Here is a 26,950-nt window from a genome sequence, read left to right on the forward strand (position 1 = left end):
TTTTCAAAAAATCGTTGTATGGTAAAAATCAGGCACAACAAAAATGCTTTTTGGAACAACAAATATAACCTCAGGATGAATGAAGAAATGAACCTGCAAAGCTTAAACTTCGGCTTGGATGAAACCCTGCTTGCCCTGCGTGATTCAATTGCAGCTTTCTGCGCCAAGGAAATTGCGCCGATTGCCCAGCAAATTGATCAGGACAATAAATTCCCCGCCCAGCTGTGGAAAAAATTCGGCGATATGGGCTTGTTGGGCCTGACGGTCAGCGAGGAATACGGCGGCACCAATCTGGGCTATCTAGCGCATATTATTGCCATGCAGGAAATTTCCCGCGCATCTGCAGCGGTTGGCCTGTCCTACGGCGCACATTCTAACTTATGCGTGAACCAAATTAAGCGCAACGGCTCAGAAGAGCAGAAAAAACGCTATCTGCCTAAGCTGGTTTCCGGCGATTTTGTCGGCGCGCTTGCCATGTCAGAGCCGAATGCCGGTTCAGACGTGGTCAGCATGAAGCTGAAAGCTGAAGACTGCGGCGACCACTACCTGCTGAACGGCTCAAAAATGTGGATCACTAACGGCGGAGATGCGGATGTTCTGGTGGTATATGCCAAAACTGACCTCCGGGCGGGCGCCAAAGGCATGACGGCTTTTCTGGTGGAAAAAGATATGCCCGGCTTCAGCCACGGCACGCATCTGGACAAATTGGGCATGCGCGGTTCAAACACCTATCCGCTATTTTTCGACAATGTCGCCGTGCCTAAGGAAAATGTGCTGGGCGGCGTCGGAAACGGCACCAAAGTCCTCATGAGCGGCCTGGACTATGAGCGCGCGGTTTTAAGCGCTGGGCCATTGGGCATTATGGATGCCTGCATGGATACGGTGATTCCCTACATTCATGAGCGCAAGCAGTTCGGTCAGGCTTTGGGCGAGTTCCAATTAATGCAGGGCAAAATTGCCGATATGTATTCAACATGGCTGGCCTGCAAAGCCCTTGTATATGCCGTGGGCGCTGAGTGCGACAAAGCGGAGCACAGCCGCAGCCTGCGCAAAGATGCTGCCAGCGCAATTCTATACGCTGCTGAAAAAGCCACATGGATGGCCGGCGAAACCATCCAGACCTTGGGCGGCAACGGCTACATCAATGAATTTTCCGCTGGCCGCCTATGGCGCGACGCGAAACTGTATGAAATTGGCGCCGGCACCTCTGAAATCCGCCGCATGTTAATTGGCCGTGAACTGTTTAACGAAACCAAATAAAAAAACATTTTCAGCATTAACAGGGATGTTCAGAATGAATACATTGCAAAGCAAAATCAATATCCGCAGTGATGACTTTAAAACCAATCAGGCCGCCATGCAGCTGCTGGTGGATGACTTGAAGCAGAAAGCGCAGCAGATTGCACTGGGCGGCGGCGAAAAAGCCCGCGAAAAGCATTTAGCCCGCGGCAAGCTGCTGCCCCGTGAACGGGTCGATCATCTGATTGACGCAGGCACGGCATTTCTGGAAATTGGCCAATTGGCTGCCTATCAAGTCTATGCGGATGATGTCCCGGCTGCCGGCGTGATTGCCGGCATTGGGCAGGTCAATGGCGTGGCCTGCATGATTGTGGCCAATGATGCGACTGTTAAAGGCGGAACCTACTATCCGCTGACGGTTAAAAAGCATTTGCGCGCGCAGGAAATTGCCGAGCAGAACCATTTGCCGTGCATTTATCTGGTCGATTCAGGCGGCGCTTACCTGCCGATGCAGGATGAAGTTTTCCCTGACCGCGATCATTTCGGGCGGATTTTCTACAATCAGGCGCGGATGTCGAGCCAAGGCATTGCGCAAATTGCCGTAGTGATGGGCAGCTGCACCGCCGGCGGCGCTTATGTGCCTGCCATGTCAGATGAAACCATTATTGTCCGCAATCAAGGCACCATTTTCTTGGGCGGACCGCCTTTGGTGAAGGCCGCAACCGGTGAAGTGGTCAGCAGTGAAGACTTGGGCGGCGGCGATGTGCATACGCGCCTATCCGGCGTCGCGGATCATCTGGCTGAAAGCGATGAGCACGCTATTGCGATTGCCCGCAACATTGTGGCGAACCTGAATAAAAAACCGCATCAGGCCGCAGCCGAAATTGACGCGCCGCTGTTTGATGCAAAAGAACTGTACGGCATTATCCCGAGCGACGCGCGCAAGCCTTTTGATGTGCGTGAAGTGATTGCCCGCATTGTTGACGGTTCCCGCTTTGATGAGTTTAAAGCGCGCTTCGGCAATACCTTAATCACCGGCTTTGCTGAACTGTTCGGCATGAAAGTCGGCATTATCGCCAATAACGGGATTCTGTTCTCAGAGTCTGCGCAAAAAGGCGCGCACTTTATTGAACTGTGCACTCAGCGTAATATTCCATTGCTCTTCATTCAGAACATTACCGGCTTTATGGTCGGCCGCCAGTATGAAAATGAAGGCATCGCCAAAAATGGCGCCAAACTGGTGATGGCGGTTGCCAATGCCAACGTGCCTAAGCTGACGCTGGTGATTGGCGGCTCTTTTGGCGCAGGCAACTACGGCATGTGCGGCCGCGCCTACTCCCCGCGCTTCCTCTGGACGTGGCCGAATTCACGCATTTCCGTGATGGGCGGTGAACAGGCATCAAGCGTATTATCGACCTTAAAGCGCGATCAAATTGAACAAAAAGGTGAAACCTGGTCAGCAGAACAGGAAGATCAGTTCAAACAGCCGATCCGCGAGCAGTACGAACGCCAAGGGCACCCTTACTATGCTTCATCGCGCCTTTGGGATGACGGCGTAATTGACCCGGCGCAGACCCGCCATGTATTGGGCCTGAGCTTAGCTGCGGCAATGAATGCGCCTATTGTGCCGACTAAATTCGGCGTATTCCGCATGTAAGAGGGATGAAAAATGACTTATCAATTTTTACAGCTCGAACAGGCCAATCAGGTGGCAACGGTTTGGATCAACCGCGCCGAACTGCACAATGCCTTCAATACCGCCGTCATTGAAGAGCTGCAACACTGCTTTACTTATTTAAATGCGCAGGATGATGTGCGCGTGGTGGTGCTGGCGGGACGCGGCAAAAGCTTTTCCGCCGGCGCTGACTTGAACTGGATGAAGCAGGCCGGACAGGCTTCGCAGCAGGACAATGAAGCCGATGCGCTGAAGCTGGCGAAGATGCTGCAAAGCCTTGCCGGCTTAAAGCAGCCGACCATTGCGCGGGTGCACGGCATTGCTTTCGGCGGCGGCATGGGGCTGGCTTCGGCCTGCGATATCTGCATTGCCAGCACCGATGCAAAATTTGCCACCTCTGAAGTCCGCCTGGGCTTGGCGCCCTCCACCATCAGCCCTTATGTGATCCGCGCGATTGGCGCGCGCCAGGCTTCGCGCTACTTCTTAACTGCAGAGCGCATTTCCGCGCAGCAGGCTAAGGAGATCGGCTTAGCGCATGAAGTCACCGTGCCGGAACAGCTCGACAGCAAGCTGGATGAAATCATCCAGGCGCTGCTGCTGGGCGGCCCGCAGGCGCAGGCGTCTTCCAAGCAGCTGATTCAAATGGTGGATCAGCAGATTTTAACCGAACAGCTGCTGCTGCAGACCGCGCAGCATATTGCCCATGTGCGTCAGGGAAATGAGGCTAAAAACGGCTTAAGCGCTTTTTTAGACAAGCAGAGCCCTTCTTGGATCAAGACCACAGCATAACAACAATAAGGAAATGACGATGTTTCAAAAAATTCTGATTGCGAACCGCGGTGAAATTGCCTGCCGCGTGATCCGCAGCGCAAAAAAATTAGGCATTGCAACGGTTGCGGTCTATTCAGACGCAGACGCCAACGCGCAGCACGTCAAGCTGGCGGATGAAGCCATTTACATTGGCGAATCCCCTGCTGCGCAAAGCTATCTGCAGGGCGACCGCATCATTCAGGCGGCACTGGATACGGGCGCGCAGGCGATTCATCCCGGCTACGGCTTTTTATCAGAAAACGATCAGTTTGCGCTGGCCTGCCAGCAGAATAACATTACCTTTATTGGCCCGCCTGTGGCAGCCATTCTAGCGATGGGCCTGAAAGCCACTTCCAAGTCCCTGATGGAAAAAGCCGGCGTGCCCCTCACGCCAGGCTATCATGGCGCCAATCAGGACGTCAGCTTCTTGAAACAGCAGGCCGATGCCATTGGCTATCCAGTGCTGATTAAAGCCAGCGCCGGCGGCGGCGGCAAAGGCATGCGCCTAGTGGAACGCAGCGAGGATTTCATTGCGTCGCTCAGCTCCTGCAAAAGCGAAGCCAGATCCAGCTTCGGTAATGACGAAGTCTTGATTGAACGCTACGTGATTAATCCGCGCCATATTGAAGTTCAAGTTTTCGGCGACTCGCACGGCAACTACGTGCATTTATTTGAACGTGACTGTTCGGTACAGCGCCGCCATCAGAAAGTGCTTGAAGAGGCGCCGGCGCCGCTGGTCGCGCAGGACAAGCTGGATGCCATGCGCCAAGCCGCGATTGACGCCGCACGCGCGGTCGATTACGTGGGCGCAGGCACAGTGGAATTTATTGTTGAGCAGGACGGTACAGCCTATTTCATGGAAATGAATACCCGCCTGCAGGTCGAGCATCCGGTCACTGAAATGATTACCGGCGTGGACTTGGTCGAATGGCAGTTGCGCGTGGCCTTTGGCGAGCCTTTGCCTAAACAGCAGCATGAATTAAGCATCCATGGCCATGCCATTGAAGCCCGCGTATATGCGGAAGAGCCGGAAAAAGGCTTCCTGCCTGCAATCGGCCAGATCAGCTATCTGCATTATCCGGAGCAGAATCAGTTTGTGCGCGTTGACAGCGGCATTGTAGAAGGCGATGAAATCAGCACCTATTATGACCCGATGATCGCCAAGCTGATTGTCTGGGGTGAAAACCGCGAAGCTGCGCTGGTGCAGATGCATCATGCTCTGGGCCAGTTCCATGTTGAAGGCCTAGGCAACAACATTGCTTTTCTTGACCGCATTGTGCGCTGCGATTCCTTTAAGCAGGCGAAATTAGACACCAACCTGATTCAGCGTGAAGACGCCTTTTTATTTCCAGCTGCTGGCAGCGCTGCGCCAAAACTGGTGATCACCGCTGCCTTTACTGAACTGCTGTCGCGCTTCAGCCAAAATAAGGCTGCCGGCAATCCGGTTTGGCAGGCTGAACCGCTGTGGCGCGCCAATATCAGCAGTAGCTATTGCCTGAAGCTGATGCAAGGTGAGCAGCCGGTGCAGGTGCGCTTTACGGCTGAAAATGATGAATTTATCGCCGAATATCAGGGCGTTCAGCACCGCATTTCCGGAGAAATCCTCAGCCGGAACAGCATTCAGATCAAGATGGACGGCAAGCAGGATAAATTCGCCTTTAGCCGCAGCCGTCAGGGCTTAACCCTGTTTAAGGACAGCCAAAGCTATAAGTTTGACTATATTAGCCAGAACTTCTCCGCCGATGACGCGCACAGCGCCGAAGCGAATTTGAAGTCGCCGATGCCGGGGGTGATTACTCAGGTTCTGGTGGCTTTAAATGAGCAGGTGAAAAAAGACGATGTGCTGATGACCATTGAGGCCATGAAAATAGAATACGCCATCCGCGCGCCGGATGACGGCATGATCAGCTCTTGGTACTTTCAGGTCGGAGATCAGGTCAAAGCCGGCGATGAGCTGGTGGAATTCCAGCCTTTGGAGCAAGTTGCATGAGTGAATTTGTCAAAATCGTGGAAGTCGGCCCGCGTGACGGGCTACAGAACGAAAAGACCCCGCTGACGCTGCAGCAGCGCAAGGCGCTGATTTTAGACTTGATGAAAACCGGGCTGAAGTCGATAGAAGCGGGTTCCTGCGTTTCTGCAAAATGGGTGCCGCAAATGGCGGACAGCGATGCGCTGTTTGCCCAATTGCCCAAAGATCCGGATATTCAGTTCAGCCTGCTGACTCCGAATTTAAAAGGCTTTGAAGCTGCGCGCGCCGCAGGCTGTCAGGAAGTTGCGGTCTTTACCGCGGCTTCTGAAAGCTTTACCCGCAAAAACATCAACTGCTCCATTGATGAAAGCTTTGAAAAATTTTCAGATGTGCTGGCGGCGGCCAAAGCCGGCGGCATTAAAGTCCGCGGCTATGTGTCCTGCATGGCCGACTGCCCCTATGAAGGCGCAATTGACCCTGCGCAGGTGGCCAAAGTCAGCAAGCGCTTGCTGGATATGGGCTGCTATGAAGTATCGCTGGGCGAAACCATTGGCACAGCAACGCCAGACCGGGTCAAAAAGGTTTGGGAAGCCTGCCTGGCGGAAATGGACAGCAGCGTTTTAGCCGGCCATTTCCACAATACCTACGGCATGGCGATTGCCAACGTCTATCAGTCCTTGCTGCAAGGCATACGGGTATTTGATTCATCAATCGCCGGCTTAGGCGGCTGCCCTTATGCCAAAGGCGCATCGGGCAATGTTTCAACTGAAGATCTGTATTACCTGCTGTCCGGCATGGGTTTTGAAACGGGCATTCACTTAGATGCCTTAATGCATGCCAGCCAGAATATCAGCCAAGTGCTGAACCGCACCAATCCGTCCAACTATGCCAATGCCTATTGGCAAACCCGCTACGCTTAAAGCAGCCGGCAGGATTTGGCAAATAAAAGCCTGAAAAATTCATCAAATAAGCGTCATTAGAAACCAATGACAGCGCAAACAGAAAAGAGGTATCGGATGCCGAATAAAGTCTATGAAAATGCAGATGCTGCATTGCGGGATATTGTAAAGGACGGCCAAACCCTAGCCGTCGGCGGTTTTGGCCTGTGCGGAATTCCTGAAGCGCTGATCGCCGCGCTGAAGCAGACCGGAGCCAAAGAGCTGACCTGCATTTCCAACAATGCCGGGGTTGACGGCTTTGGCCTGGGCGTTTTGCTGGAAACCAAGCAGATTAAAAAAATGATTTCATCCTACGTCGGTGAAAACAAGGAATTTGAGCGCCAGTATTTAAACGGCGAACTGGAAGTTGAACTGACCCCGCAAGGCACCCTGGCGGAGAAGCTCCGCGCCGGCGGCGCAGGCATTCCGGCCTTCTTTACCCAGACCGGCGTCGGAACCTTGATTGCGGAAGGCAAGGAAGTCCGCGAGTTTGACGGCAAAGCCTACATTCTGGAAAACTCGCTCACAGCAGATATTGCGCTGGTAAAAGCCTATAAGGCAGACAAAGCCGGCAATTTGATTTTCCGCAAGACAGCGCAGAACTTCAATCCGGTTTGCGCCATGGCCGGCAAAATCAGCATTGCTGAAGTGGAAGAAATTGTTGAAATTGGTGATTTGGACCCGGATGAAATTCATCTGCCGGGCATCTACATCAACCGCATTGTGCTGAATGCGCAGCCTGAAAAGCGCATTGAACAGATGACACTGAAAACGGAGGCAGCATAGCATGGCTTGGACACGCAATGAAATGGCGCAGCGCGCGGCGCTGGAGCTTGAAGACGGCTTTTATGTCAATTTAGGCATCGGCTTGCCTACGCTGGTCGCCAACTATATTCCTGAACATATCAATGTCTGGCTGCAGTCTGAAAATGGCCTGCTTGGCATCGGTGAATTTCCAACGTCCGATACGGTAGACGCCGACTTGATTAATGCCGGCAAGCAGACCGTTACGGCGCGCAAAGGCGCAGCGTTTTTTTCCAGCGCGGAATCCTTCGCGATGATCCGCGGCGGGCATGTCAATATTGCGATTTTGGGCGCAATGGAAGTGTCTGAAGGCGGCGACCTTGCCAACTGGATGATTCCCGGCAAGAAAGTCAAAGGCATGGGCGGCGCCATGGATCTGGTGGCCGGCGTGCAGAAAGTGGTGGTCTTGATGGAGCATTGCGCAAAAGACGGCACGCCGAAAATTGTCGGGCAATGCAGCCTGCCTCTAACCGGCAAAGGCGTGGTGCACCGCGTCATTACCGACTTGGCGGTGATGGACATTACCGAGCACGGCGTGAAGCTGGTGGAGCTTGCCCAGGATGTCAGTTTTGATGATATTCAGAAAGTCACCGGAGTCAGCCTGATTCAGTAAGGATTGAAGGCTGCCCGCCCCTCTGAAGCTGCAGACAGCTTCAGAGGGGCTTTTTGCTGCTACAGCCTTAGACGGCTAAAGCCGCCGCCTTGGCTTTGGCGCGCGCAGCATGCAGCTTCTTGCAGCTGTCAATTAAGCGCAAATGGCGGTCAAGGCCTTCCAGCTTCATGCTGGTCGGCGTTAAGCCGTAGAAGCGCACGCTGCCTGCGACGGAACCCAGCACCGCATCCATGCGTTCATCGCCGAACATGCGGCGGAAGTTGGCTTCATAATCATCCAGCTCCATCTCATCATCCAGTTCCACTTCCAGCACCACATTCATGCACTGATAGAACAGGCCGCGCTCAACGGTGTTGGTGTTGTACTGCAGGAACTGCTCCACCAGATCTTTGGCTTCTTCAAACTGCTGCAGGGCAAGATAAATCAGCAGCTTCAATTCCAGAATCGTAAGCTGGCCCCATACGGTATTGTCATCAAACTCAATGCCGATCAATGTGGTGATGTCGGTATAATCATCCGCTTCGACTTCTTCCAGACGCTCAGCCAGCGCTTCCAGCTGCTCATCATCCAAGCGGTGCAAGTTCAGGATATCTTCGCGGAACAGCAGCGCCTTGTTGGTGTTGTCCCAGATTAAATCTTCCACCAGATAAATTTCTGAATAATCCGGCACTAAAATGCGGCAGGCAGTTGCGCCCAAGTGCTGGTACACCGCCATATAGGCGTCTTTGCCCATATCTTCAAGAATGCCGAACAGCGCAGCGGCTTCATCCGCATTGGAGTTTTCACCCTGGCCGGAGAAATCCCACTCCACAAAGTCGAAATCCGATTTGGCGCTGAAAAAGCGCCATGACACAACGCCGCTGGAGTCAATAAAGTGCTCCACAAAGTTGTTCGGCTCAGTCACAGCATTGCTGCTGAAAGTCGGGCGCGGCAAGTCATTCAGGCCTTCAAAGCTGCGGCCCTGCAGCAGTTCAGTCAGGCTGCGCTCAAGCGCCACTTCAAAGCTTGGGTGCGCGCCGAAAGACGCAAACACGCCGCCGGTGCGCGGGTTCATCAAAGTCACGCACATCACCGGGAACTGACCGCCCAGCGAAGCGTCTTTCACCAGCACCGGGAAGCCCTGTTCCTCCAAGCCTTTAATGCCCGCCACAATGCCCGGATATTTCGCCAGCACATCTTCAGGCACGTCCGGCAGCGCAATTTCGCCTTCCAGAATCTCGCGCTTCACCGCGCGCTCAAAAATTTCCGACAGGCACTGCACCTGCGCTTCAGCCAAGGTATTGCCCGCGCTCATGCCGTTGCTTAAATACAGGTTTTCAATCAGGTTTGACGGGAAATATACAGTTTCGCCATCGGACTGGCGCACAAACGGCAGCGAGCAGATGCCGCGCGCGGTATTACCTGAGTTGGTGTCATACAGATGCGTGCCCAGCAGCTCATCATCCGGGTTGTAAATTTCCAGGCAGTATTCATCAAGAATGCCTTCCGGCAGTTCGCCATTCGGCCCCGGCTTGAACCATTTCTCATCCGGATAATGCACAAATTCGGCATTGGCCAGGTCTTCACCCCAGAACTGGTCATTGTAGAAGAAATTGCAGTTCAGGCGCTCAATGAATTCGCCCAGCGCCGAAGCCAAGGCGCTTTCCTTGGTTGAGCCTTTGCCGTTGGTAAAGCACATTGGCGACTGCGCGTCACGGATATGCAGCGACCAGACATTCGGCACAATATTGCGCCATGAAGCGATTTCAATCTTCATGCCCAAATTGGCCAAAATGCCGGACATATTGGCGATGGTTTCTTCCAGCGGCAGGTCTTTGCCGGCAATATAGGTGCTGCTTTCCGAAGCCAGGCTTGGCATCAGCAGCGCTTGCGCGTCAGCATCAATGCTTTCCACTTCTTCAATGATAAATTCCGGGCCGGTTTGAATCACTTTCTTGACCGTGCAGCGGTCAATTGAGCGCAAAATGCCTTGGCGGTCTTTTTCTGAAATATCTGCCGGCAGTTCAACCTGAATTTTAAAAATCTGCTTGTAGCGGTTTTCCGGGTCTACAATGTTATTTTGCGACAGGCGGATATTGTCGGTCGGGATATCGCGGGCGGCGCAGTACACTTTGACAAAATACGCTGCGCATAGCGCTGACGATGCCAGAAAATAGTCGAACGGCCCCGGCGCTGAACCGTCGCCCTTGTAGCGGATCGGCTGGTCGGCAATCACCGTGAAGTCATCGAACTTAGCTTCTTGTCGAAGGTTGTCGAGATAATTAACCTTGATTTCCATGCAGGCACCTAAATAGTCTTATGTGCCGGCACGGACACATAAAATTTCAAATATTGATCTATAAGCCGAATCGCGGATAAGGAATTGACTTAAAAAAAGCGCGGCTGAAGCCTGAATGCTGTTTTCACAGCGGCTGGCTCCAGCAATGATGGGCGGTATTATAGAGTGATTTTGCCCAGTTGATAACTTTTGTCTGTGTTTTCGGCCGCTTTATGCGGAATGCTTAAAATAAGAACAGCTTAGGCGGCGATTCCGATCAGCTGATTCAGGGCGCGGCTGAATGCCTTGATGTTTGGCTCTGATGCGGAATAGATTTCTGTCATGAATCACTGCGGCATAAAATTTGCACTGCCGCAGCAACGCTAAAAGTGTGATGCAAGAGAGGTAATACTGCATAAATGCGCCGGGTTTATCAAAGGCTGAATGCGCATAAACTTTTCACTTGATATATTACAAAATAAACACATAAATAATATATGGATTTAGCCGAATTTGGTATGTATAAGCCGCCGCGCGCTGCTGCAAACCTGCGATATTAACGCAGGAGAATCCCTATTATGTCTGCGCGGTTTTAAAATGCCATTTTTTTTAAATAAATTCATAAACTTGAAATTGTGAATTATATAAACCAAGTTTATTAACCAGATCTAAACGGATATTAATTATACTTCCAGCGCAGCCCGGAAGCTGAATAAGCGCGCTGCTGCAATTCAGGCGCTTGGCCCCAGCGTGGCGCTGCCCGCGCCTGTCCCTCTTGCCCAATGCCGTGCTGCGGAAGCGCCGTGAAAGCCCAGCCCGTAACGCTTCCGGCAATTCTAGCCGGCGCTGAAATCATCATTTTCAGGCCGGCATCCGGCGGCTGGCGCCCGCTTTCAGTTCATTAATTGCGGCAGCTGCTTGAATAAAAGCCCTCTTGGCGAATAAAGGAAAAGCATTTACACTCTGAATCCTAATGACGGATGAGCACGCCATTTCTGATTATGAAGTGAATAATGCTGGTTTTTACTTCGGTAAAATCCCTGATATTGCCTGATGCAAATCCGCTGCGCTGAACAGGCTGCATGCATATATAAATAAATGAAACAGCATTATTGGCATGCAGCCAATACAACGCTTTACGGGAGAATGAAGCATTTGAAACGGGTTGCTTTATTATTGAAATTAGATCTGCAAAAGCTCATATTAATTTTAATAATTTTATGTGTTTCTTGCCTGTTCATAAGCTCAGTTTTTATCTTAAATTATTTAATCAAAGCGCAATTGATTGAAAGCTCTCTGTCTGTCAATCAGAAATACGCCGCCAAAGTCGCCTTAAGCACAGACCAGTATTTTGACAATATGCTGCAAGAGCTGAAGTACAGCGCTGCAATGGTTGGGCAGGACTTTTCAGATAAAAAACAGCTGCAGAGCGAAGTGCACCGCTTAAAGCATCAGTCCAACAACTTCAACTCAGTAACCGTGATTGACCGCGCGGCGCATATGCAGTATTTCGAGCCGAGGAATCTGAATCTGAGCACCAGCATCACCTACACGACGCTGGGCATTACCGAATCATTGAGGCTGAAAAAAACCTATATTTCCCCGCCGTATCAGGCCACCTCCAAAAACCTGCTGGTACTGATGTCGCAGCCGATTTTCAGCCCTGAGCGGCAGTATATGGGCATGATTACAGGTTCAATCTATCTGCATAAAAAGAATGTCATCAGCGAAATTCTGTCGACATCCTATTCATATAAAAGAAGCTATATGTATGTGATTGATCAGAAGAACCGGATTATTTTCCACCCGGACAAAAAACGGATTGGCGAAACCATAAAGAATAATAATGGGCTTGATTTTATGCTGCTGCAGAAGCAAGGCAATGTGCAGCTGACCAACAGCCAAGGCATTAAGAACCTGGCCGGCTTCGCCCATATTCCCAGCGTAAACTGGATTGTGGTTTCGCAGCAGCCGACCGAAGAGCTGTTTGAGCAGGCCAATCAGATTATTTTCAAAGCAGCAGCCGGAATTTTTGTTTTCTATTTAATGATGTTTCTGATTATCTGGAAAATTGCGCGCTACATCTCTTCCCCGCTGCATGGGCTGGCGCAAATGGCCGGCATGCTCACCAAGCCGGAAATTGAGCAGCAAATTCAGGAAATTGACCCGTGGTATTTTGAAGTGATGCGCTTCCGCACGGCGCTGCTGTTCAGCTCGAAGCGCTTTAAGGATAAGATTTCCGAATTGAATCTGCATATCAATACCGATCCGCTCACCGGGCTGCATAACCGGCGCGGCATGCAGCTGTTTCTGGAAGAGCTGCAGACCATGCGCACGGAATTTGCCGTCCTGCTTATAGATATCGACTTATTCAAGCGGGTCAATGACACCTATGGCCATGATCAGGGCGATGCGGTATTGAAAAATCTGGCCGGCCATATGAAAGGCAATTTCAGGGAAAATGATATCTGCTGCCGGATGGGCGGTGAAGAATTCGCCGTGCTGATGAGCACTGCAGACCGCGATGCGGTATTCAATGCCGCTGAACGGCTGCGCAAGACCGTGGCGCAAAGCTCCACCAACGGCCTGGATCCGGTCACGATTTCAATTGGCGTCGCATTTTGGCCGGATGATTCCGAACATATTAAGGAAGTCTTCAAGCATGCCGACAACCGGCTGTATCAAGCCAAAAATGAGGGCCGGAACTGTGTCCGATGACAGGCCGGCGCTTAAGCCAAAGGCAGAACCGGGTTCAGGCGCCATGAAGCAGCGGGATTGCCCGCCTGCTACGCTGAGAAATCCATAATGCTGTATATCATCGGCATATGCATTCTGCTGTTTATGATTTACCGCTACAGGCTGCAGGACGCAGATGCCGGAAGCAGTGAATATATCATGTACATTCTGTTTTCATTGATCATCACCTGCCTTGTGATTGCCTACCGCGTTATGAATTGATGCCGGCGGTTCAGCTGAAAAATCCGGCGCTGTAAAAAAGCATGCTTTATGCGCAGCTGGCTGACGGCAGGAAGCGCAGGCCGACTCCCGGCTCGGTAATGATGTATTTCGGCTGCAGGGCGTCATCATTCAGCTTGCTGCGCAGTTTGGCAACTAAAATTCTTAGATAATGCGTGTCTTCCTGATGGGTCGGCCCCCACAAATCCTTTAAAATCTGCGGCTGCGTGATCAGCTGGCCTTTGTGCAGGGCCAGCAGGCTCAGCAGCTGGTATTCCTTGCGGGTCAATGAAATCAGCTGCTGCTGCAGAAACACCTGGCGCCGCGCGAAGTCGATTTTCAGCTCGCCGTCATCAAAAACCGCCGATTCAGCTGGCGCATGCTGATGCTGGCGCAGCAGCGCGCGGATGCGCGCCATCAGTTCCTGCACGCTGAAAGGCTTGGTGACGTAATCATTTGCGCCGGCATCCAGCAGCTTGACTTTTTCTTCTTCGTTTGAGCGGACAGATAACACAATGACCGGCACGCTGGACCACACGCGAAGCTCGGTCAGCACTTCGGCGCCATCCAGATCCGGCAGCCCCAAATCCAGAATAACCAAGTCCGCCCCCTGCAAAGCCAGCAGCTCAAGGCCTTTTTCACCGTTTTCAGCCAGCAGAACCTTGTAGCCCTGCGCCCGCAGGGCGATATCCAGAAACTTGCGGATCTGCGGTTCATCATCAATCACCAGCACATTGGTCATGGCGCTGGCGTTTACAGAAGCTGGGTCGGACATGCGGTTTCCTTAGCCGTTTTGCTGAATAGGCAGAACAATGCGGATGCATGTTCCCTTGCCGTTTTTGCCGGAAGAGGCGGAAATTTGCCCCATATGCGCGCCGACAATGGCTTTAACAATGGTCAGCCCTAAGCCGGTGCCGTACTGGCCGCGGTCGCCGCGCTCCATGGTATAGAACATGTCAAAGATGCGGCTGCGCTCATCTTCCGGTATGCCCTGGCCCTGATCGCTGATGGCGACTTCAATCAGCGCGCCATTGATTTCCGCGACATCAACCGTGACAGGCAAATGCTCCGGAGAAAACTTGGCGGCGTTTTCCAGCACATTGAACAGCGCCTGCTCAATCAGGGCAGCATGCACATACAGGCTAAGCGCGGCTTCAGGCAGATGCACCTCAATCTGCGCTTTCGGCATATAGCGCTTCAGACGGCGCACAGCCGAACCGATCAGTTCATCCATGCCAATCCAGTCGCGCTTCAGGCTAAGCCCATCATGCCCTAATCGGGTCATGTCCAGCAAGTTCTGAATATAGCGGTCCAGCCGTTCGCCTTCCAAGCGGATGGCTTCCAGCAGGCTGTCTTGATCCTTTTCATTCATGGCATGGCGGTAATTGCTCAGGGTATCGGCCGCGCCGATCATTGACGCCAGCGGTGAACGCAGGTCATGCGAAACTGAGGACAGCAAGGCCGAGCGCAGCTTTTCGGTTTCAGAACTGATATTGGCGATTTCCAGCGCCTTGCTCAGCTGCGCGCGCGAAAGCGCCTGCGCAATGTATTCAATCATCGCTTCCGCCAGCCTTTTCTGCTCGGTCGGCAGCAGCTTTAGATCCGCAGGAAATTTCAGCCCGATGACGCCCAGGCACTGTTTTGAGGCCAGCACCGGCAAAAACCACCAGTCGCTTTCGGTCAGCGTTTGGGTAAAGCGGCCGGACGGCTGCCGGTTTTTATAGCTCCAGTCCGCAGAAATCCGCTCTTTCCCGCTGAGCGCAGCGCTGCCCTCAGCCATCGGCTTGGCCGGGTCTTCAGGCAAATATAGCCAAGTTTCAGCTTTGAGATTCTGCTGCAGCGATTTAACGGCAATGTCCTGAATTTGCGTTAAATCTACCGCAGCGGAAAGCTTCTGCCCTAAATCCTGCATAATGCTGTTGTAGCTGTTGGCCGCCCTTAATGCCGTGACCTGCTCGCTGAGCTTTGACGCCAGGCGGCTGGCGATCAGCGCCGCCCCTAAAAATGCAATGACAGTCACCACGCCTTGGTGCGCTGAAATTTGAAAGGTGAAGCGCGGGGGGATGAAAAAGAAGTTATAGGCAAGGAAGAATAAAATTGCGGAAAATACCGCAGCAGCCATCCGGGTTTTCGAGGCGACGAACACCACCGCGGTAATGAAAATGATCGACAGCTCTTCAATGCCTAAGTATTTTTCGCCTAAGCTGGCGAAAATAACGCTGATGACGGTTGTGGCCGCAACATAACGCAGCTCCCGCATGTTTAAAATCGCGCTTTTCTGCAGCAGTTGGCGCAGCGCCGGCTTTTCCAAAACAATCGGCACAATGCTTAATTCAAAATTCGGCTTAAAGCCCAGCAGCTGCTGAATCAGGCTTGGCTTTAAGCCGAATATGCGGGGCTTTTCAGGCTCCTGCGCCAACACCAGCGTGGAAATACCTCGCTCCAGCACATAATTGTACAGCGCTTTGGCATGCTGCCTGCCGTACAGGGTTTCAGTCATGCCGCCCAGCTGGCGGGTTAAATTCAGCGCCCTCTCTATTTCACGGCGCGCAGCGCCGCCGCTTTTTTCCGGCAGCGCGGCGTCATTGGAAAACGCCGCCACAGTCCAGTTGGCCAGGCGGTTTTCGGCAATGCGGCAGCCCGCCCGCACCAAGGCTTCAGAATGGCCGTGGCCATCGATCAGAATTAAAATATGATTTCTGAGCGGTATAGGCGCAAGCCCCTGCACCGCGAAATTTTCCCGCACATTGGCATCGACATGGCTGGCTGCGGTCTGCATGGCGAGTTCACGCAGCGCGGTCAGGTTTGAGCCACTGAAGAACGACTGCAGGGCCTGCTGCGCCTGCTCGGGCATATAGACTTTGCCCTGTCCCAGCCGTTCCAGCAGCTCATTGACCGGCAGGTCAATCAGGCGGATATCGCGGATCCGCTCAAAAACGCGGTCTGGAACGGTTTCAGCAACCCGGATGCCGGTAATCTGGCGGATGACATCATTCAGGCTTTCCAGATGCTGAATATTCATGGTGGTGAACACGTCAATGCCGGCATCCAGCAGTTCATTGATATCCTGCCAGCGCTTTTCATGGCGGCTGCCCGGCATATTGGCATGCGCGAATTCATCCACTAGCACAATCGCGGGCTTTTGCTCAAGCACCGCATCCAAATCCATTTCTTCTAAATGCTGCCCCTGATATTCAATGGCTTTCCGCGGAATCAGGCGCAGGCCAGCCAGCAGGTTTTCTGTTTCCGCGCGGCCATGGGTTTCAACATAGCCAATGACAATGTCCTTGCCCTGCAGGGCAAGCTCATGCGCCCGCACCAGCATGGCAAAAGTTTTGCCTACGCCCGGCGCGGCGCCTAAAAATATGGTCAAGCGCCCGGACTGGTAGCGCTGGGTGTGCTGCAGCAGCGCATCCGCTTTGTTATTTCTGTTTTCGCTCATAATCGCTTCATTTTTGTCATATCCATACAGCGGTTTCCAATGCGCCAAGCCGGCTGGACTGGAATCTGAAGGCAAATACCCTCAAATTCAGCCCAGCCGGCGCTGGCGTTTACTGCATGCGGTCCAAGGCCAGATTCAGCTCCAGCACATTGACTCTTGCCTTGCCTAAAACGCCCCAGTCCGGCTGAATGGTCTGCTGCTGCACCAAATCCAGCACCGCCTGCTCAGGCAAATGCCTTGCTTCAGCCACGCGCCGTACCTGAATCAGCGCTGACGCCGCGCTGATTTCAGGGTCTATGCCGCTGCCGGATGCTGTCACCAGATCTGCAGGAATGCGCTCTTCCGCAACTTGCTCCTGCGCAGCAATGCGCTTCAGGCGCTCCTCAACCGCCTTATGCAGCTCAGGATTGGTTCTGGCCAGATTGCTGCCGGCCATGGCCATCGGGTCATAATTGGCTGCCGAGGGGCGCGGATGGAAATACTTGGCCTGCGCAAAGGGCTGCGCCACTAAGCTTGAGCCTAAAATTCTATCATTTTCAACAATCATGCTGCCATTGGCCTGATCCGGAAACAGCGCCTGCCCAAGGCCGGCCGCTGCGGCGCTGTACAACAAGCCGCACAGCCCCAAGGCAATGGCCGTCAAGCCAAGCGACGCTCTGGCCAGTGAAGCTGCGGAAGGCTGAATCAGCGGGTTATTTTCAATATTCATTTTATACCCCTTAAACAATCATAAATTGGCTGATGACTAAATCAATGGCTTTGATGGCTGCAAACGGCAGCAGCACGCCGCCGGCGCCGTAAATCAGCATGTTGCGGCGCAGCAGCTGGGTCGAGGTTGAAGGCTTGAATTTCACGCCGCGCAAAGCAATCGGAATCAGCAGCGGGATAATCACGGCATTGAAAATCAATGCGGAAAGAATCGCGCTTTCAGAGCTGCCCAGCTGCATTACATTCAGCGCATCCATTTGCGGAATGGCGGCGACAAACAAAGCCGGCAAAATTGCAAAGTACTTAGATACATCGTTGGCCAGCGAGAAGGTGGTCAACGCGCCGCGGGTAATCAGCTGCTGCTTGCCAATTTCCACCACAGCCAGCAATTTAGTCGGGTCTGAGTCCAGATCCACCATATTGCCGGCTTCCTTGGCGGCCTGAGTCCCTGAATTCATCGCCAGGCCGATATCCGCCTGCGCCAGTGCCGGCGCATCATTGGTGCCGTCACCGACCATAGCCACCAGATGCCCCTTGTCCTGTTCCTTGCGGATGCAGGCCAGCTTGTCTTCTGGGCGCGCTTCGGCGATATAGTCATCCACTCCCGCTTCAGCAGCGATTGCAGCCGCGGTTAATGGATTATCTCCAGTCACCATCACGGTTTTAATGCCCATTTCACGCAGCCGGGCGAATTTCTCCTTAATGCCCTGCTTAATTACGTCGGAAAGCTCAATCACGCCTAAAATGTTTTGATCCTGCGCGACCACCAGCGGCGTTGCGCCCTTGGATGCCACCTGCGCTACACGGGTTTTCAATTCACTCTGATTTTCAATGCATTGTACTGAAAATTTCAGAATGGCATCCAGCGCGCCCTTGCGGATTTTCCGGCCATCCTGCAGATTCACCCCGGAAATGCGCGCGGAGGCGTTAAAGGCGATGAATTCAGCCTGCTCCGGCTCAAGGACTTTTTCGCCCTGCTCTTTGGCCAGCGCCAGCACAGACTTGCCTTCCGGCGTAGGGTCAGCCAGCGAGGTCAGCACCGCAGCCTGGCGCAGTTCAGCGTCCGTCACGCCGGCCAGAGGATAAAACGCCGTGGCCTGGCGGTCGCCGTAGGTAATGGTGCCAGTTTTATCCAGCAGCAGCACGTCAACATCTCCAGCCACTTCAACCGCTTTGCCTGATTTGGCAATGACATTGGCTTTCAAGGCGCGGTTCATTCCAGCGATGCCGATGGCCGGCAGCAGGCCGCCAATGGTGGTTGGAATCAGGCAGACCAGCAAGGCCACCAGCACAATCGGGCTAATTTCAATGTTCAGGAAATGCCCGATAAACGGCAAGCTGAACACCACGGCAATAAACGTCACCGTCATCACTGTCAGCAAAATGCCAAGCGCAATTTCATTCGGCGTTTTCTGGCGGTTGGAGCCTTCAACCAGCGCAATCATGCGGTCCAAAAAGCTGTTGCCGGATTCAGCTGTCACCTGCACAATAATCCGGTCGGTTAGCACCTTGGTGCCGCCGATCACGCCGGATTTATCGGTTCCGGCTTCGCGCAGCACAGGCGCTGACTCTCCCGTGACCGCAGCTTCATTGATGGTGGCAAAGCCCTGAATGATTTCGCCGTCTGCCGGAATCAGCTCGCCCGCGCGGACTTCAATCAGGTCATTCATTTTCAGGGCTGCCGCGGCAATCTGCTCACCCTCCAGATCATCTTTAGAACTTAAGCGCCGCGCGGTCAGGTTTTGACGGGCCTGCCTCAATGACAGCGCCTGCCCGCGGCCTTTCGCTTCGGCAACCGCTTCCGCATAATTGGCAAACAGCACGGTAATGAACAGAATCAGGCTGACAGACAGGCCAAAGCCTAAATCGGCCTGTCCTGAAACCGTGCTGACCACGGTAATGACCGTGCCCAGCCAGACAATCGCCATGACCGGATTTTTGACCGCATGCTGCGGCTGCAGCTTAATGAATGCGTTTTTCCACGCTTCGCCCTGCAGCCAAGTCGATGCAGGCTTTGAAGCGCTGTGCGCCGGTTTATTGGCAGCGCTGCTGTTTTTAGAATGTATAGAATGATTCATCGTTTTTCCCCCCTTAGCCTTGCGCCAAGAGCAAATGATCTGCAATTGGCCCAAGAACCAGAACCGGCATAAATTGCAGCAAGGTCAGCATCACCACAATCGCAATAAGCGTTAAGGCAAATGTCGGCGTTTCAACTTTCAGGCTGCCGCTGCTTTCCGGCGCCTGACGCTTGGCCGCCAGACGGGCCGCTATCAGCAATGGAATAATCAGCGTCGGAAAGCGCCCTAACAGCAAAGCAATGCTGCAGGTCACATTCCACCAAATTGTGTTGTCCGCCAAGCCTTCAAAGCCCGAGCCGTTATTGGCAAATGCGGAAACGTATTCATAAAGCACCTGCGAAACTGCGTGATACTGCGGATTGCTGTTTCCGGTCAGTTCCGGGAAAAACAGCGCAATGGAGGTCAGGCCCAGAATCACCGCAGGCTGAATCAGAATCACCGCAGCCAGCAGCTTGATTTCACCCGCTTCAATTTTCCGGCCAAACAGCTCAGGCGTGCGTCCAGTCATTAAACCGGCAATAAATACGGCCAAAAACAGATAGATAATGAATTGCAGCAGGCCGCAGCCGATGCCGCCCCAAATCGCATTGATCAGCATATTGGACAGTGCCACCAAGCCGGTTAATGGCGCAGATGAATCATGCATCATGTCGACCGAGCCATTGTTGACCTGCGTCGTGACCGCAGCCCATACCGCTGAGGTGGCCTCGCCGAAGCGGACTTCCTTGCCTTCCATCGCTGTCAGCTGGGCCGATGCCGCAGAAAGGCTTTCAGACCAGACGGCTGCGGTTGAAGACAGAAGCGACATCAGCAGCATGGAGCCGAAAACGAAGCCGGCGAATTTCGGGCGCTTGGTCAGAAAGCCCAGCATGAAAATCACCGATACCGGAATCAGCAGAATGGCCAGCATTTCCAGAAAATTGGACAGCGGTGTCGGGTTTTCCAGCGGCACGCTGCTGTTCGGGCCGTACCAGCCGCCGCCGTTGCTTCCCAGCTGCTTAATGGCGACCATCGGCGCAACCGGGCCTAGAGGAATTTTTTGCGTCTGCATTTCCGCGCTCTGATCCAGCACCTGCACTTCAGGGCCGCCTTGAAAAGTAGACGGCACGCCTTGGCTGGTCAGCATGACTGACCACAGCAGGCACAGCGGCAGCAGGAAGCGGAATGCCGGCCGGATTACGTCCGCCCAGTAGTTTCCGACATTAATCTGCCTGACTTTGTCTGCAAAGTTTTGCGCCTGTACGGCGTCCGCAGGCAGGCTCTCGCGCTTGAAGAACAATGCGCGCACTGTTGCAACCGCCATCGCCAAGCCCATCATTGGGGTAATGATCTGCAAGCCGACAATCCCGGCCATTTGCGACAGATAGGAAAGCTGCGCCTGGCCCGAATAGTGCTGCTGATTGGTATTGGTTAAAAACGAAATCATGGTATGCAGCGCCAAGTCCCATGACATATTCGGCGCCTGATTGGGGTTCAGCGGCAGCCATGCCTGCACCATAAACAGCACCCACGTCGCCAGCCCAATGGCCAGGCAGCTGCAGACGAAGCTGATGGAATAGGTTTTGACATTCATGCCCTGCTTGGGGTTGGTGCCTAAAGCGGCGTAAACAGGCTTTTCAATCCAGCTGAACAGCGGGTCAATTTTCATCTCGCGGTTCTGCATGATGGCCGCCAGATATTTGCCTAATGGATAAGCCAAAATGACCACAATGGCTAAAAGCAGCAGAAACTCTAGCATGGCAGTTCTCCTAATACAGAAGTGCCGGCATTTGAGTGATGATTATTTTGAGTCTTGCAGTTTTTTAAATTTGAGCAATGCTTAACATACAATGACGCTCTTTCTATAGCAGCCATGTTTTTCAATCCTAGACATCGGAGATATTCCGCTGTTCAGTATCTGAAAATTGGCCGTAAACTCTCTATTTCAGCACACGGGCCGCGCGTAAAATTTCCGTAAAAAAAAGCGGATTCTTTATTTCTAATTTGCATGAAATCAGTTAAAAAAGATCCTAATTTTTAAACATCTTCATGTGTTTTATTTATGGAAAATTTTGAGCTGTTAAAAGCGCTGTTTCTGGGCTTGATTGAAGGGCTGACCGAGTTCCTGCCCATTTCCAGCACAGGCCATTTGATTCTTTTCGGCCACTTGATTGACTTCAAGTCAGATGACGGGCGCGTGTTTGAAGTGGTGATTCAGCTTGGCGCCATATTGGCGGTATGCTGGCTGTATAGGGAGAAAATCATTCACTTGGTCAAAGGCTTTTTTTCCGGCGATGCGCATGCCCGGCGCTTTGCCCTGAATGTGCTGGTCGCTTTTATTCCCGCGGTGGTTATCGGTATTTTAGCGGTCGATTTCATTAAGCAGGTTCTATTTAGCCCCATTGTGGTGGCATGCGCTTTAATTTTAGGCGGGCTGATTATTTTTGCAGTTGAATCCAGACAGCCTGCGCCGAAAACACTGGAAGCGACAGATATCAGCATTAAGCAGGCGATTATTGTAGGGCTGGCGCAATGCACGGCAATGATTCCGGGCACATCGCGCTCCGGCGCAACCATTATCGGCGGCATGCTGTCAGGCCTGTCAAGGAAAGCTGCTACCGAATTCTCCTTCTTCCTTGCCATGCCGACTATGCTCGGCGCCGCGACTTATGACCTGTTCCGCAATGCGGATGTGCTTACGGCGGACAACCTGCTGAATATTTCCGTAGGATTTGTGGCGGCATTTATCGCTGCGTTTTTTGTGGTGAAAGCATTGGTCAAATTTGTAGAAAAGCACACCTTAAGGGTTTTTGCCTGGTACAGGATTGTTCTGGGAAGCATCCTGCTGTTTATCTTTTATTTCCTCAGATAATAAACTTCTTTCATCATTCATTTTTTAAACAATATTTAATTCGCAATGGGAATTCCCTCTCCCTTTCAAGGAGAGGGCTAGGGAGAGGATTCTATTAAAAAACTCCCTTCTCCCTGCAGTATTAATTTCACGGCCAATCAGCGATCACTTGTTGATTTATGAAAGAGATCTAATGCCCATGAATGCTGTTGCAGCCTAAATTACAGCAGCATGCCGCCTGATGGTCGATCCAGACCTAATACGCATTGCGCCGTTTAGAAAACTTCTCAAGCTGCTTTAAAAAGCCTTCAAAATAGTTTAGCTCCTGATCTTCAGCCGGCGGGAAATCCCCCAGCCCTTCTTCTCCGCTAAATCCTGCACGCTGATTTGATCTGCGCGCACCAATTCAAACTCCCATCACCTTAAGCTGATGGATTTTCACGTACTTCAATTCATAGCAAATTAAACCATTGTTTTCTATTTACTTTTAAACAACATGAATTCCATTCACGCCAAGCTAAGAATAATTCATCTTATTCATCAATATTTTATCTTCTTTAAAACTTAAAATGCCGGCACTGCAACTGCTTTAAGAGACCTGATGACTGAGATTGCGCGCCAAACCTTAAGCCTGCCGAAAGGCCACAATAAACTGCTGCTGCATTCCTGCTGCGCGCCCTGTTCCGGCGAAGTGATGGAAGCCTTAATTCATTCCGGCATCGACTTTTCCATCTTTTTCTATAATCCGAATATCCATCCAGTCAAAGAGTATCTGATCCGTAAGGAGGAAAATATCCGCTTTGCCGAAAAGCATAATATTCCCTTTATTGACTGCGACTACGACACAGACAACTGGTTTGAGCGCGCCAAAGGCATGGAAAATGAGCCGGAAAAAGGCATCCGCTGCACCATGTGTTTTGACATGCGCTTTGAGCGCACGGCGCTGTATGCTCATGAACACGGCTTCAGCTTAATCAGCAGCTCATTGGGCATTTCCCGCTGGAAAGACATGAAGCAGATTAACGGCTGCGGCCTGCGGGCAGCAGCGCCCTATCCGGGCATTCAGTACTGGGACTACAACTGGCGCAAAAGCGGCGGTGCGCACCGCATGATTGAAATCAGCAAGCGGGAGGAATTTTACCAGCAGGAATACTGCGGCTGCGTCTATTCGCTGCGCGACACCAACCGCTGGCGCATGGGCAATGGGCGTGACCGGATTAAGCTCGGGGTGAAGTTCTATTCCAATGCAATGGATGAAGACCTGTCCTAGAACAGGCCAACTTTTATGATCTGCCTAAAGTTCTGTTTGCTGCGCGGCGGAAAAGCCGGCAGATGGCGCATACGCACTTGAATAAAGCGCTAAGCCTGCTGCCATTTATAGCAGCAGGCTTAAATTAAAGCGCTATACCGCCTTTAAGTTCAGCGCATACAGATCTGCAAAAGCCGACAGAAGCTTCAAATGCTCATCCGCAGCAGTCACATGAATGTGCTGATCCTGAAGCTGCACCGTCTGCTCCGCTTCAAAATAGGCAAGCGCGCGGTCAATTTCTGCAGGCAGCTCCGCTTCCGGCCATTTTAAGAAGAACTGCTTTTTAAGCTCCGGATACGCCTGCAGAACCTGCGCTTTCAGCTCAGCAGCGTCAACTTCAGCATTGCCCTCCGCCAGCTGCGCTTTCAGCAGCTGCGCAATCAAGGCCGCTAAAATAAAGGTATGCAGGATGTTATTGCTGAAGTATTTGAGCAAAGCGTCCTGCGTTTCACAGACTTTTACCCAGCGCTCATTATCATGTTCAACAAATTCAATTTGCTTCAGCTTTATGGCGTATTGAATAATTTCATGATTGGACAAGTCCGTGATCTGCATGCGCGCGTCATAGCGGTGCTGCTTAAGGAAGCTGCGGAACTGCTCCAGGCGCTGCAGCACATCACGTTCCGCCAGCGAATGAGTTGGCGCATTCAGCAGCACCAGTGAAATCAGGCTGACCGGGTTAATCACCACGGCTTTATTGATATTTTCCAGAATATCTTCCGCCGCGGCGTTGACAGTTTCCTTGACGGCAGCCGGCAATTCCTCATGCAGCCCGACATGCTTCGGTGCATGGTTTTTCTTGAGCAGCTCATCCAGAAATACCGGCTCGCCGAAGTTGACATGCACCTTGCCAAAGACTTTTTCAATTTTCTGAATGGATTTCAGCAGGCCGAATAAGGATTCCGCCTGCTTCTTCTGACCGCCCAGCTCTTTGATATAGGAAGCGCCTTCCAAGAGTTTTTCATAGCCGAAATAAGTCGGAATAAAGGCAATCGGCTTGCTGTCGCCGCGCAAATGGCTCTGAATGGTCATGGCCAGCATGCCTTTTTTCGCCGGCAGCAGCAGGCCGGTGCGCGAGCGCCCGCCCTCAACAAAGTATTCCAAAGGCGTATTGCGGCTGAGCAGGCTGTGCACATATTCCTTGAATACCGCCGTGTACAGGGCATTGCCGCTGAAGCTGCGGCGGATAAAGTACGCCCCTGCGCCGCGCATGATCTGCCCGACTGCCGGCAGGTTCAGGTTAATGCCGGCTGCAATATGCGGCACCATCAGCCCGCGCCGGTGGATCACAAAGGACAGCAGCAGGTAGTCAATATGGCTGCGGTGGCACGGCGTATAAACCAGCTCATAATCTTTGGACAGTTCGCGCACCATGTCAAAATTATGCACGGCAATGCCGTCATACAGCTGCGTCCACAGCTTGGTTAAGGCAATGTCGGCAAAGCGGATGGTTGAATAGGAAAAGTCTGAAACAATTTCATCCAGATAGCTTTTCGCCAGATTTTCCGCTTCGCTGATGCTGATTTTTTTATGGATGCTCTCGGTTAAAATCGCCTCTTTCACCGCATCGGTCATCATCAGCTTGTTAATGACGTTGCGCCGGTCTGACAAGTCCGGCCCTAAAATCGCTTCTTTGTACTGGTTGAATAAGGTATTCAGCTCGGTGACGACATAGTGCGCCGGAGAAAAGTTCGGCGTGAGTTCCGTTGCGGTCTGAATCAGCTGGCGCAGCGAAACCGCCTGATGAAACTCAATGAAGTTTTCGCGGCCGTACAGCGTAATGTTTAAGGCCTGCTTGATGCCCGTCGGCTTGGTCCATGCATCCGCCATCAGCGCCTTATACCAGCTGTCTTCATTTTCCGGCGCGCGCCCCCACAGCACAGTCACCGGCACCAGCAGCACATCGGCCTCAGGATGCCTTAATAAATGCTCCACCAGGCGGATCAGCTTGTCCGGATAAAACGATGAAGCATTTTTTTTGCTGGCTTCAAGGGTCAGGAAAGAATCATCCTCCTGATAATCGCCAAAGCTTAAAGGCGCAAAAGCCGAGCTTAAATGGCGCTTTTCCGTTTCATTGTCAATCAGAACTTTATTTGAGGTTGAGTCATCCTGAATGACGTAGCAGATAGGATGCCGCTCAGGGTTTTCAATATTTAACTTGCTTTCCAGAACCTGCGTGTCGCCCAAAACCTGCGGGCTGACAATTTTATCTAAAACTTTCTTTGTGAATTTTCTGTAAAAATTTTGATAAGCATTCGTTGCCATGTGTCTCTCAACAGTTTTTCTATACAGATATTATGATCGAAATAATACCCGCAGTTGAAGCTGAATGGGAGATAAATTATTTATCCATATATTTTTTGTCCGGCCTACAGTCTGGCGCATGCAGGCCTTTGCGGCTTGTCTGAAGCTGGGCTTAGGCCCAAATCACCATAATGGCGGCGGTGACCACCAGCAGCAGCCCCCAGTGATCGGAACGGGCCAGTTTTTCTTTAAAGAAATAGGCGGAAATCAGCAGGCTGAATAAAATTTCGATTTGGCCCAAGGTTTTCACAATCGCCACAGACTGCATGCTCATGGCGGTAAACCAGCCCAAGGAAGCCATAAAGCTGCAGACGCTGACCCTGAAGGTCAGGCCAATCCGGCGCCACATGGCCTGCAGGGTTTTGCGGCTGAAAATCAGCAGGTACAGCAGCATGGTTATGCACTGAAACGCAATCACGCACAGCAGCACCCATGCCGCCCGGTGCAGAAACGGCAAATGGGTTAATTCCAGGCTGGCTTCCCGCACCAGCAGTGAGGTAATGGCAAAGCTGAGTCCGCTGCCGATGCCAATCGCCAAGGTCGGCAGCGACAGCTGCTGCTGCGGGCCGCCTTTGCTTAATAAAAACACGGCAGCGCCGCCAATGGCGACTCCGGCCCAGCCAAGGAACGTTAAATGCTCCTGCAGCAGCATTACGCCAATCAGCGCGGCTAAAATCGCTTCGCTTTTCGCCAGCCCTACGCCAACCGCGTAGTTTTTCTGCTTGAACAGCAGCACCATCAGAATGGTGGCTAAAATCTGGCTTGAACCGGCAATCACCACATACAGCCAGAACCTGTCCGTAAACTGCACTTTTACAGGAATATCCTGCTGATAATACAGCCATGTGATGTACAGCTGCGCAAACGGCAGAGCAAAAAGAAAGCGCGCCAGCGTCACGCCGTAGACATCGACTGTGGCGCTCAGCTGTTTCTGAAATGCATTGCGCCATGACTGCATGAAGGCCGCCATGAGCGTAAAAAGAATCCAGCTTGAGAACATGGCCTACCCGAAAACCGCA

At 52.4% G+C, this 26,950-nt stretch carries 20 protein-coding genes; 11 read left to right on the plus strand and 9 right to left on the minus strand.

Annotation, left to right across the window (positions count from 1 at the left end; genetic code table 11):
- Positions 1-87: 87 nt before the first annotated feature.
- The 7 genes from BEN74_RS01980 to BEN74_RS02010 all read left to right on the plus strand — a co-directional run bounded on the left by BEN74_RS01980 (position 88) and on the right by BEN74_RS02010 (position 8,048).
- Positions 88-1,260, plus strand: coding sequence for an isovaleryl-CoA dehydrogenase (locus BEN74_RS01980; RefSeq protein WP_068910061.1), 1,173 nt, complete (start codon positions 88-90; stop codon positions 1,258-1,260).
- 34 nt (positions 1,261-1,294) lie between these two features.
- Complete coding sequence (locus tag BEN74_RS01985) at positions 1,295-2,896, plus strand: carboxyl transferase domain-containing protein (RefSeq protein ID WP_068910016.1); 1,602 nt, start codon at positions 1,295-1,297, stop codon at positions 2,894-2,896.
- A 12-nt stretch (positions 2,897-2,908) separates the two neighbouring features.
- Positions 2,909-3,703, plus strand: a complete 795-nt coding sequence (locus BEN74_RS01990; RefSeq protein WP_068910014.1) for an enoyl-CoA hydratase/isomerase family protein — start codon at positions 2,909-2,911, stop codon at positions 3,701-3,703.
- 19 nt (positions 3,704-3,722) lie between these two features.
- The gene (locus tag BEN74_RS01995; RefSeq protein ID WP_068910012.1) at positions 3,723-5,714 is read left to right on the plus strand and encodes an acetyl/propionyl/methylcrotonyl-CoA carboxylase subunit alpha; all 1,992 of its coding nucleotides are present in this window, start codon (positions 3,723-3,725) and stop codon (positions 5,712-5,714) included.
- Positions 5,711-6,613, plus strand: coding sequence for a hydroxymethylglutaryl-CoA lyase (locus tag BEN74_RS02000; RefSeq protein WP_068910010.1), 903 nt, complete (start codon positions 5,711-5,713; stop codon positions 6,611-6,613). Before BEN74_RS01995 ends, BEN74_RS02000 begins: the two co-directional genes overlap by 4 nt.
- Before the next feature lie 96 nt (positions 6,614-6,709).
- Positions 6,710-7,417 carry a CoA transferase subunit A gene (locus tag BEN74_RS02005; protein WP_068910008.1) on the plus strand — a complete coding sequence of 236 codons (708 nt, stop codon included), beginning with the start codon at positions 6,710-6,712 and terminating at the stop codon, positions 7,415-7,417.
- A 1-nt stretch (position 7,418) separates the two neighbouring features.
- The gene (locus tag BEN74_RS02010) at positions 7,419-8,048 is read left to right on the plus strand and encodes a 3-oxoacid CoA-transferase subunit B (RefSeq protein WP_068910006.1); all 630 of its coding nucleotides are present in this window, start codon (positions 7,419-7,421) and stop codon (positions 8,046-8,048) included.
- Positions 8,049-8,115: 67 nt separating this feature from the next.
- On the opposite strand, the gene BEN74_RS02015 is transcribed toward BEN74_RS02010, so the two are convergent.
- A complete protein-coding gene (locus tag BEN74_RS02015; RefSeq protein ID WP_068910003.1) occupies positions 8,116-10,326 on the minus strand; it encodes an OsmC domain/YcaO domain-containing protein in 2,211 nt (736 codons plus the stop codon).
- 658 nt (positions 10,327-10,984) lie between these two features.
- The gene (locus BEN74_RS02020) at positions 10,985-11,164 is read right to left on the minus strand and encodes a hypothetical protein (RefSeq protein WP_068910001.1); all 180 of its coding nucleotides are present in this window, start codon (positions 11,162-11,164) and stop codon (positions 10,985-10,987) included.
- 287 nt (positions 11,165-11,451) lie between these two features.
- Here BEN74_RS02020 and BEN74_RS02025 point away from each other — a divergent pair, with 287 nt between their 5' ends.
- Positions 11,452-13,023: a sensor domain-containing diguanylate cyclase gene (locus BEN74_RS02025; protein WP_171404905.1), complete on the plus strand. Its 1,572-nt coding sequence runs from the start codon at positions 11,452-11,454 to the stop codon at positions 13,021-13,023.
- Between the two features lie 87 nt (positions 13,024-13,110).
- Entirely contained in the window at positions 13,111-13,263 is a 153-nt protein-coding gene (locus BEN74_RS19210; RefSeq protein ID WP_162898118.1) for a hypothetical protein, read from the plus strand.
- Positions 13,264-13,309: 46 nt separating this feature from the next.
- Here BEN74_RS19210 and BEN74_RS02030 read toward each other — a convergent pair whose 3' ends face one another.
- The 5 genes from BEN74_RS02030 to kdpA all read right to left on the minus strand — a co-directional run bounded on the left by BEN74_RS02030 (position 13,310) and on the right by kdpA (position 21,226).
- Entirely contained in the window at positions 13,310-14,035 is a 726-nt protein-coding gene (locus tag BEN74_RS02030; protein ID WP_068909999.1) for a response regulator, read from the minus strand.
- A 9-nt stretch (positions 14,036-14,044) separates the two neighbouring features.
- Positions 14,045-16,702: a sensor histidine kinase gene (locus BEN74_RS02035; protein WP_068910059.1), complete on the minus strand. Its 2,658-nt coding sequence runs from the start codon at positions 16,700-16,702 to the stop codon at positions 14,045-14,047.
- Between the two features lie 109 nt (positions 16,703-16,811).
- A complete protein-coding gene (gene kdpC / locus BEN74_RS02040; RefSeq protein WP_068909996.1) occupies positions 16,812-17,411 on the minus strand; it encodes a potassium-transporting ATPase subunit KdpC in 600 nt (199 codons plus the stop codon).
- A 10-nt stretch (positions 17,412-17,421) separates the two neighbouring features.
- Positions 17,422-19,488 (minus strand): potassium-transporting ATPase subunit KdpB, encoded by a 2,067-nt coding sequence (gene kdpB / locus BEN74_RS02045; protein WP_068909994.1) that lies wholly within the window; start codon positions 19,486-19,488, stop codon positions 17,422-17,424.
- A gap of 13 nt (positions 19,489-19,501) precedes the next feature.
- Entirely contained in the window at positions 19,502-21,226 is a 1,725-nt protein-coding gene (gene kdpA, locus BEN74_RS02050) for a potassium-transporting ATPase subunit KdpA (protein WP_068909992.1), read from the minus strand.
- Positions 21,227-21,529: 303 nt separating this feature from the next.
- On the opposite strand from kdpA, the gene BEN74_RS02055 reads away from it, so the two are divergent.
- Positions 21,530-22,339: an undecaprenyl-diphosphate phosphatase gene (locus tag BEN74_RS02055; protein ID WP_068909990.1), complete on the plus strand. Its 810-nt coding sequence runs from the start codon at positions 21,530-21,532 to the stop codon at positions 22,337-22,339.
- 580 nt (positions 22,340-22,919) lie between these two features.
- Positions 22,920-23,588 carry an epoxyqueuosine reductase QueH gene (locus tag BEN74_RS02060; protein WP_068909988.1) on the plus strand — a complete coding sequence of 223 codons (669 nt, stop codon included), beginning with the start codon at positions 22,920-22,922 and terminating at the stop codon, positions 23,586-23,588.
- Positions 23,589-23,720: 132 nt separating this feature from the next.
- Here BEN74_RS02060 and plsB read toward each other — a convergent pair whose 3' ends face one another.
- Together plsB and BEN74_RS02070 are read right to left on the minus strand one after the other, a co-directional pair.
- Positions 23,721-25,892, minus strand: coding sequence for a glycerol-3-phosphate 1-O-acyltransferase PlsB (gene plsB / locus BEN74_RS02065; RefSeq protein WP_068909985.1), 2,172 nt, complete (start codon positions 25,890-25,892; stop codon positions 23,721-23,723).
- A 151-nt stretch (positions 25,893-26,043) separates the two neighbouring features.
- Complete coding sequence (locus tag BEN74_RS02070) at positions 26,044-26,931, minus strand: DMT family transporter (RefSeq protein ID WP_068909983.1); 888 nt, start codon at positions 26,929-26,931, stop codon at positions 26,044-26,046.
- Positions 26,932-26,950: the final 19 nt, after the last annotated feature.

The organism is Acinetobacter sp. WCHAc010034 (assembly GCF_001696615.3).
In the GTDB taxonomy this organism is placed as follows: Bacteria; Pseudomonadota; Gammaproteobacteria; order Pseudomonadales; family Moraxellaceae; genus Acinetobacter.

What these genes read in the sequence shown, in the direction of transcription:
- BEN74_RS01980 (WP_068910061.1), top strand. Translation starts at nt 88, where the DNA reads ATGAACCTGCAAAGCTTAAACTTCGGCTTGGATGAAACCCTGCTTGCC.
- BEN74_RS01985 (WP_068910016.1), top strand. Translation starts at nt 1,295, where the DNA reads ATGAATACATTGCAAAGCAAAATCAATATCCGCAGTGATGACTTTAAA.
- BEN74_RS01990 (WP_068910014.1), top strand. Translation starts at nt 2,909, where the DNA reads ATGACTTATCAATTTTTACAGCTCGAACAGGCCAATCAGGTGGCAACG.
- BEN74_RS01995 (WP_068910012.1), top strand. Translation starts at nt 3,723, where the DNA reads ATGTTTCAAAAAATTCTGATTGCGAACCGCGGTGAAATTGCCTGCCGC.
- BEN74_RS02000 (WP_068910010.1), top strand. Translation starts at nt 5,711, where the DNA reads ATGAGTGAATTTGTCAAAATCGTGGAAGTCGGCCCGCGTGACGGGCTA.
- BEN74_RS02005 (WP_068910008.1), top strand. Translation starts at nt 6,710, where the DNA reads ATGCCGAATAAAGTCTATGAAAATGCAGATGCTGCATTGCGGGATATT.
- BEN74_RS02010 (WP_068910006.1), top strand. Translation starts at nt 7,419, where the DNA reads ATGGCTTGGACACGCAATGAAATGGCGCAGCGCGCGGCGCTGGAGCTT.
- BEN74_RS02015 (WP_068910003.1), bottom strand. Translation starts at nt 10,326, where the DNA reads ATGGAAATCAAGGTTAATTATCTCGACAACCTTCGACAAGAAGCTAAG.
- BEN74_RS02020 (WP_068910001.1), bottom strand. Translation starts at nt 11,164, where the DNA reads ATGATGATTTCAGCGCCGGCTAGAATTGCCGGAAGCGTTACGGGCTGG.
- BEN74_RS02025 (WP_171404905.1), top strand. Translation starts at nt 11,452, where the DNA reads ATGAAGCATTTGAAACGGGTTGCTTTATTATTGAAATTAGATCTGCAA.
- BEN74_RS19210 (WP_162898118.1), top strand. Translation starts at nt 13,111, where the DNA reads ATGCTGTATATCATCGGCATATGCATTCTGCTGTTTATGATTTACCGC.
- BEN74_RS02030 (WP_068909999.1), bottom strand. Translation starts at nt 14,035, where the DNA reads ATGTCCGACCCAGCTTCTGTAAACGCCAGCGCCATGACCAATGTGCTG.
- BEN74_RS02035 (WP_068910059.1), bottom strand. Translation starts at nt 16,702, where the DNA reads ATGAGCGAAAACAGAAATAACAAAGCGGATGCGCTGCTGCAGCACACC.
- kdpC (WP_068909996.1), bottom strand. Translation starts at nt 17,411, where the DNA reads ATGAATATTGAAAATAACCCGCTGATTCAGCCTTCCGCAGCTTCACTG.
- kdpB (WP_068909994.1), bottom strand. Translation starts at nt 19,488, where the DNA reads ATGAATCATTCTATACATTCTAAAAACAGCAGCGCTGCCAATAAACCG.
- kdpA (WP_068909992.1), bottom strand. Translation starts at nt 21,226, where the DNA reads ATGCTAGAGTTTCTGCTGCTTTTAGCCATTGTGGTCATTTTGGCTTAT.
- BEN74_RS02055 (WP_068909990.1), top strand. Translation starts at nt 21,530, where the DNA reads ATGGAAAATTTTGAGCTGTTAAAAGCGCTGTTTCTGGGCTTGATTGAA.
- BEN74_RS02060 (WP_068909988.1), top strand. Translation starts at nt 22,920, where the DNA reads ATGACTGAGATTGCGCGCCAAACCTTAAGCCTGCCGAAAGGCCACAAT.
- plsB (WP_068909985.1), bottom strand. Translation starts at nt 25,892, where the DNA reads ATGGCAACGAATGCTTATCAAAATTTTTACAGAAAATTCACAAAGAAA.
- BEN74_RS02070 (WP_068909983.1), bottom strand. Translation starts at nt 26,931, where the DNA reads ATGTTCTCAAGCTGGATTCTTTTTACGCTCATGGCGGCCTTCATGCAG.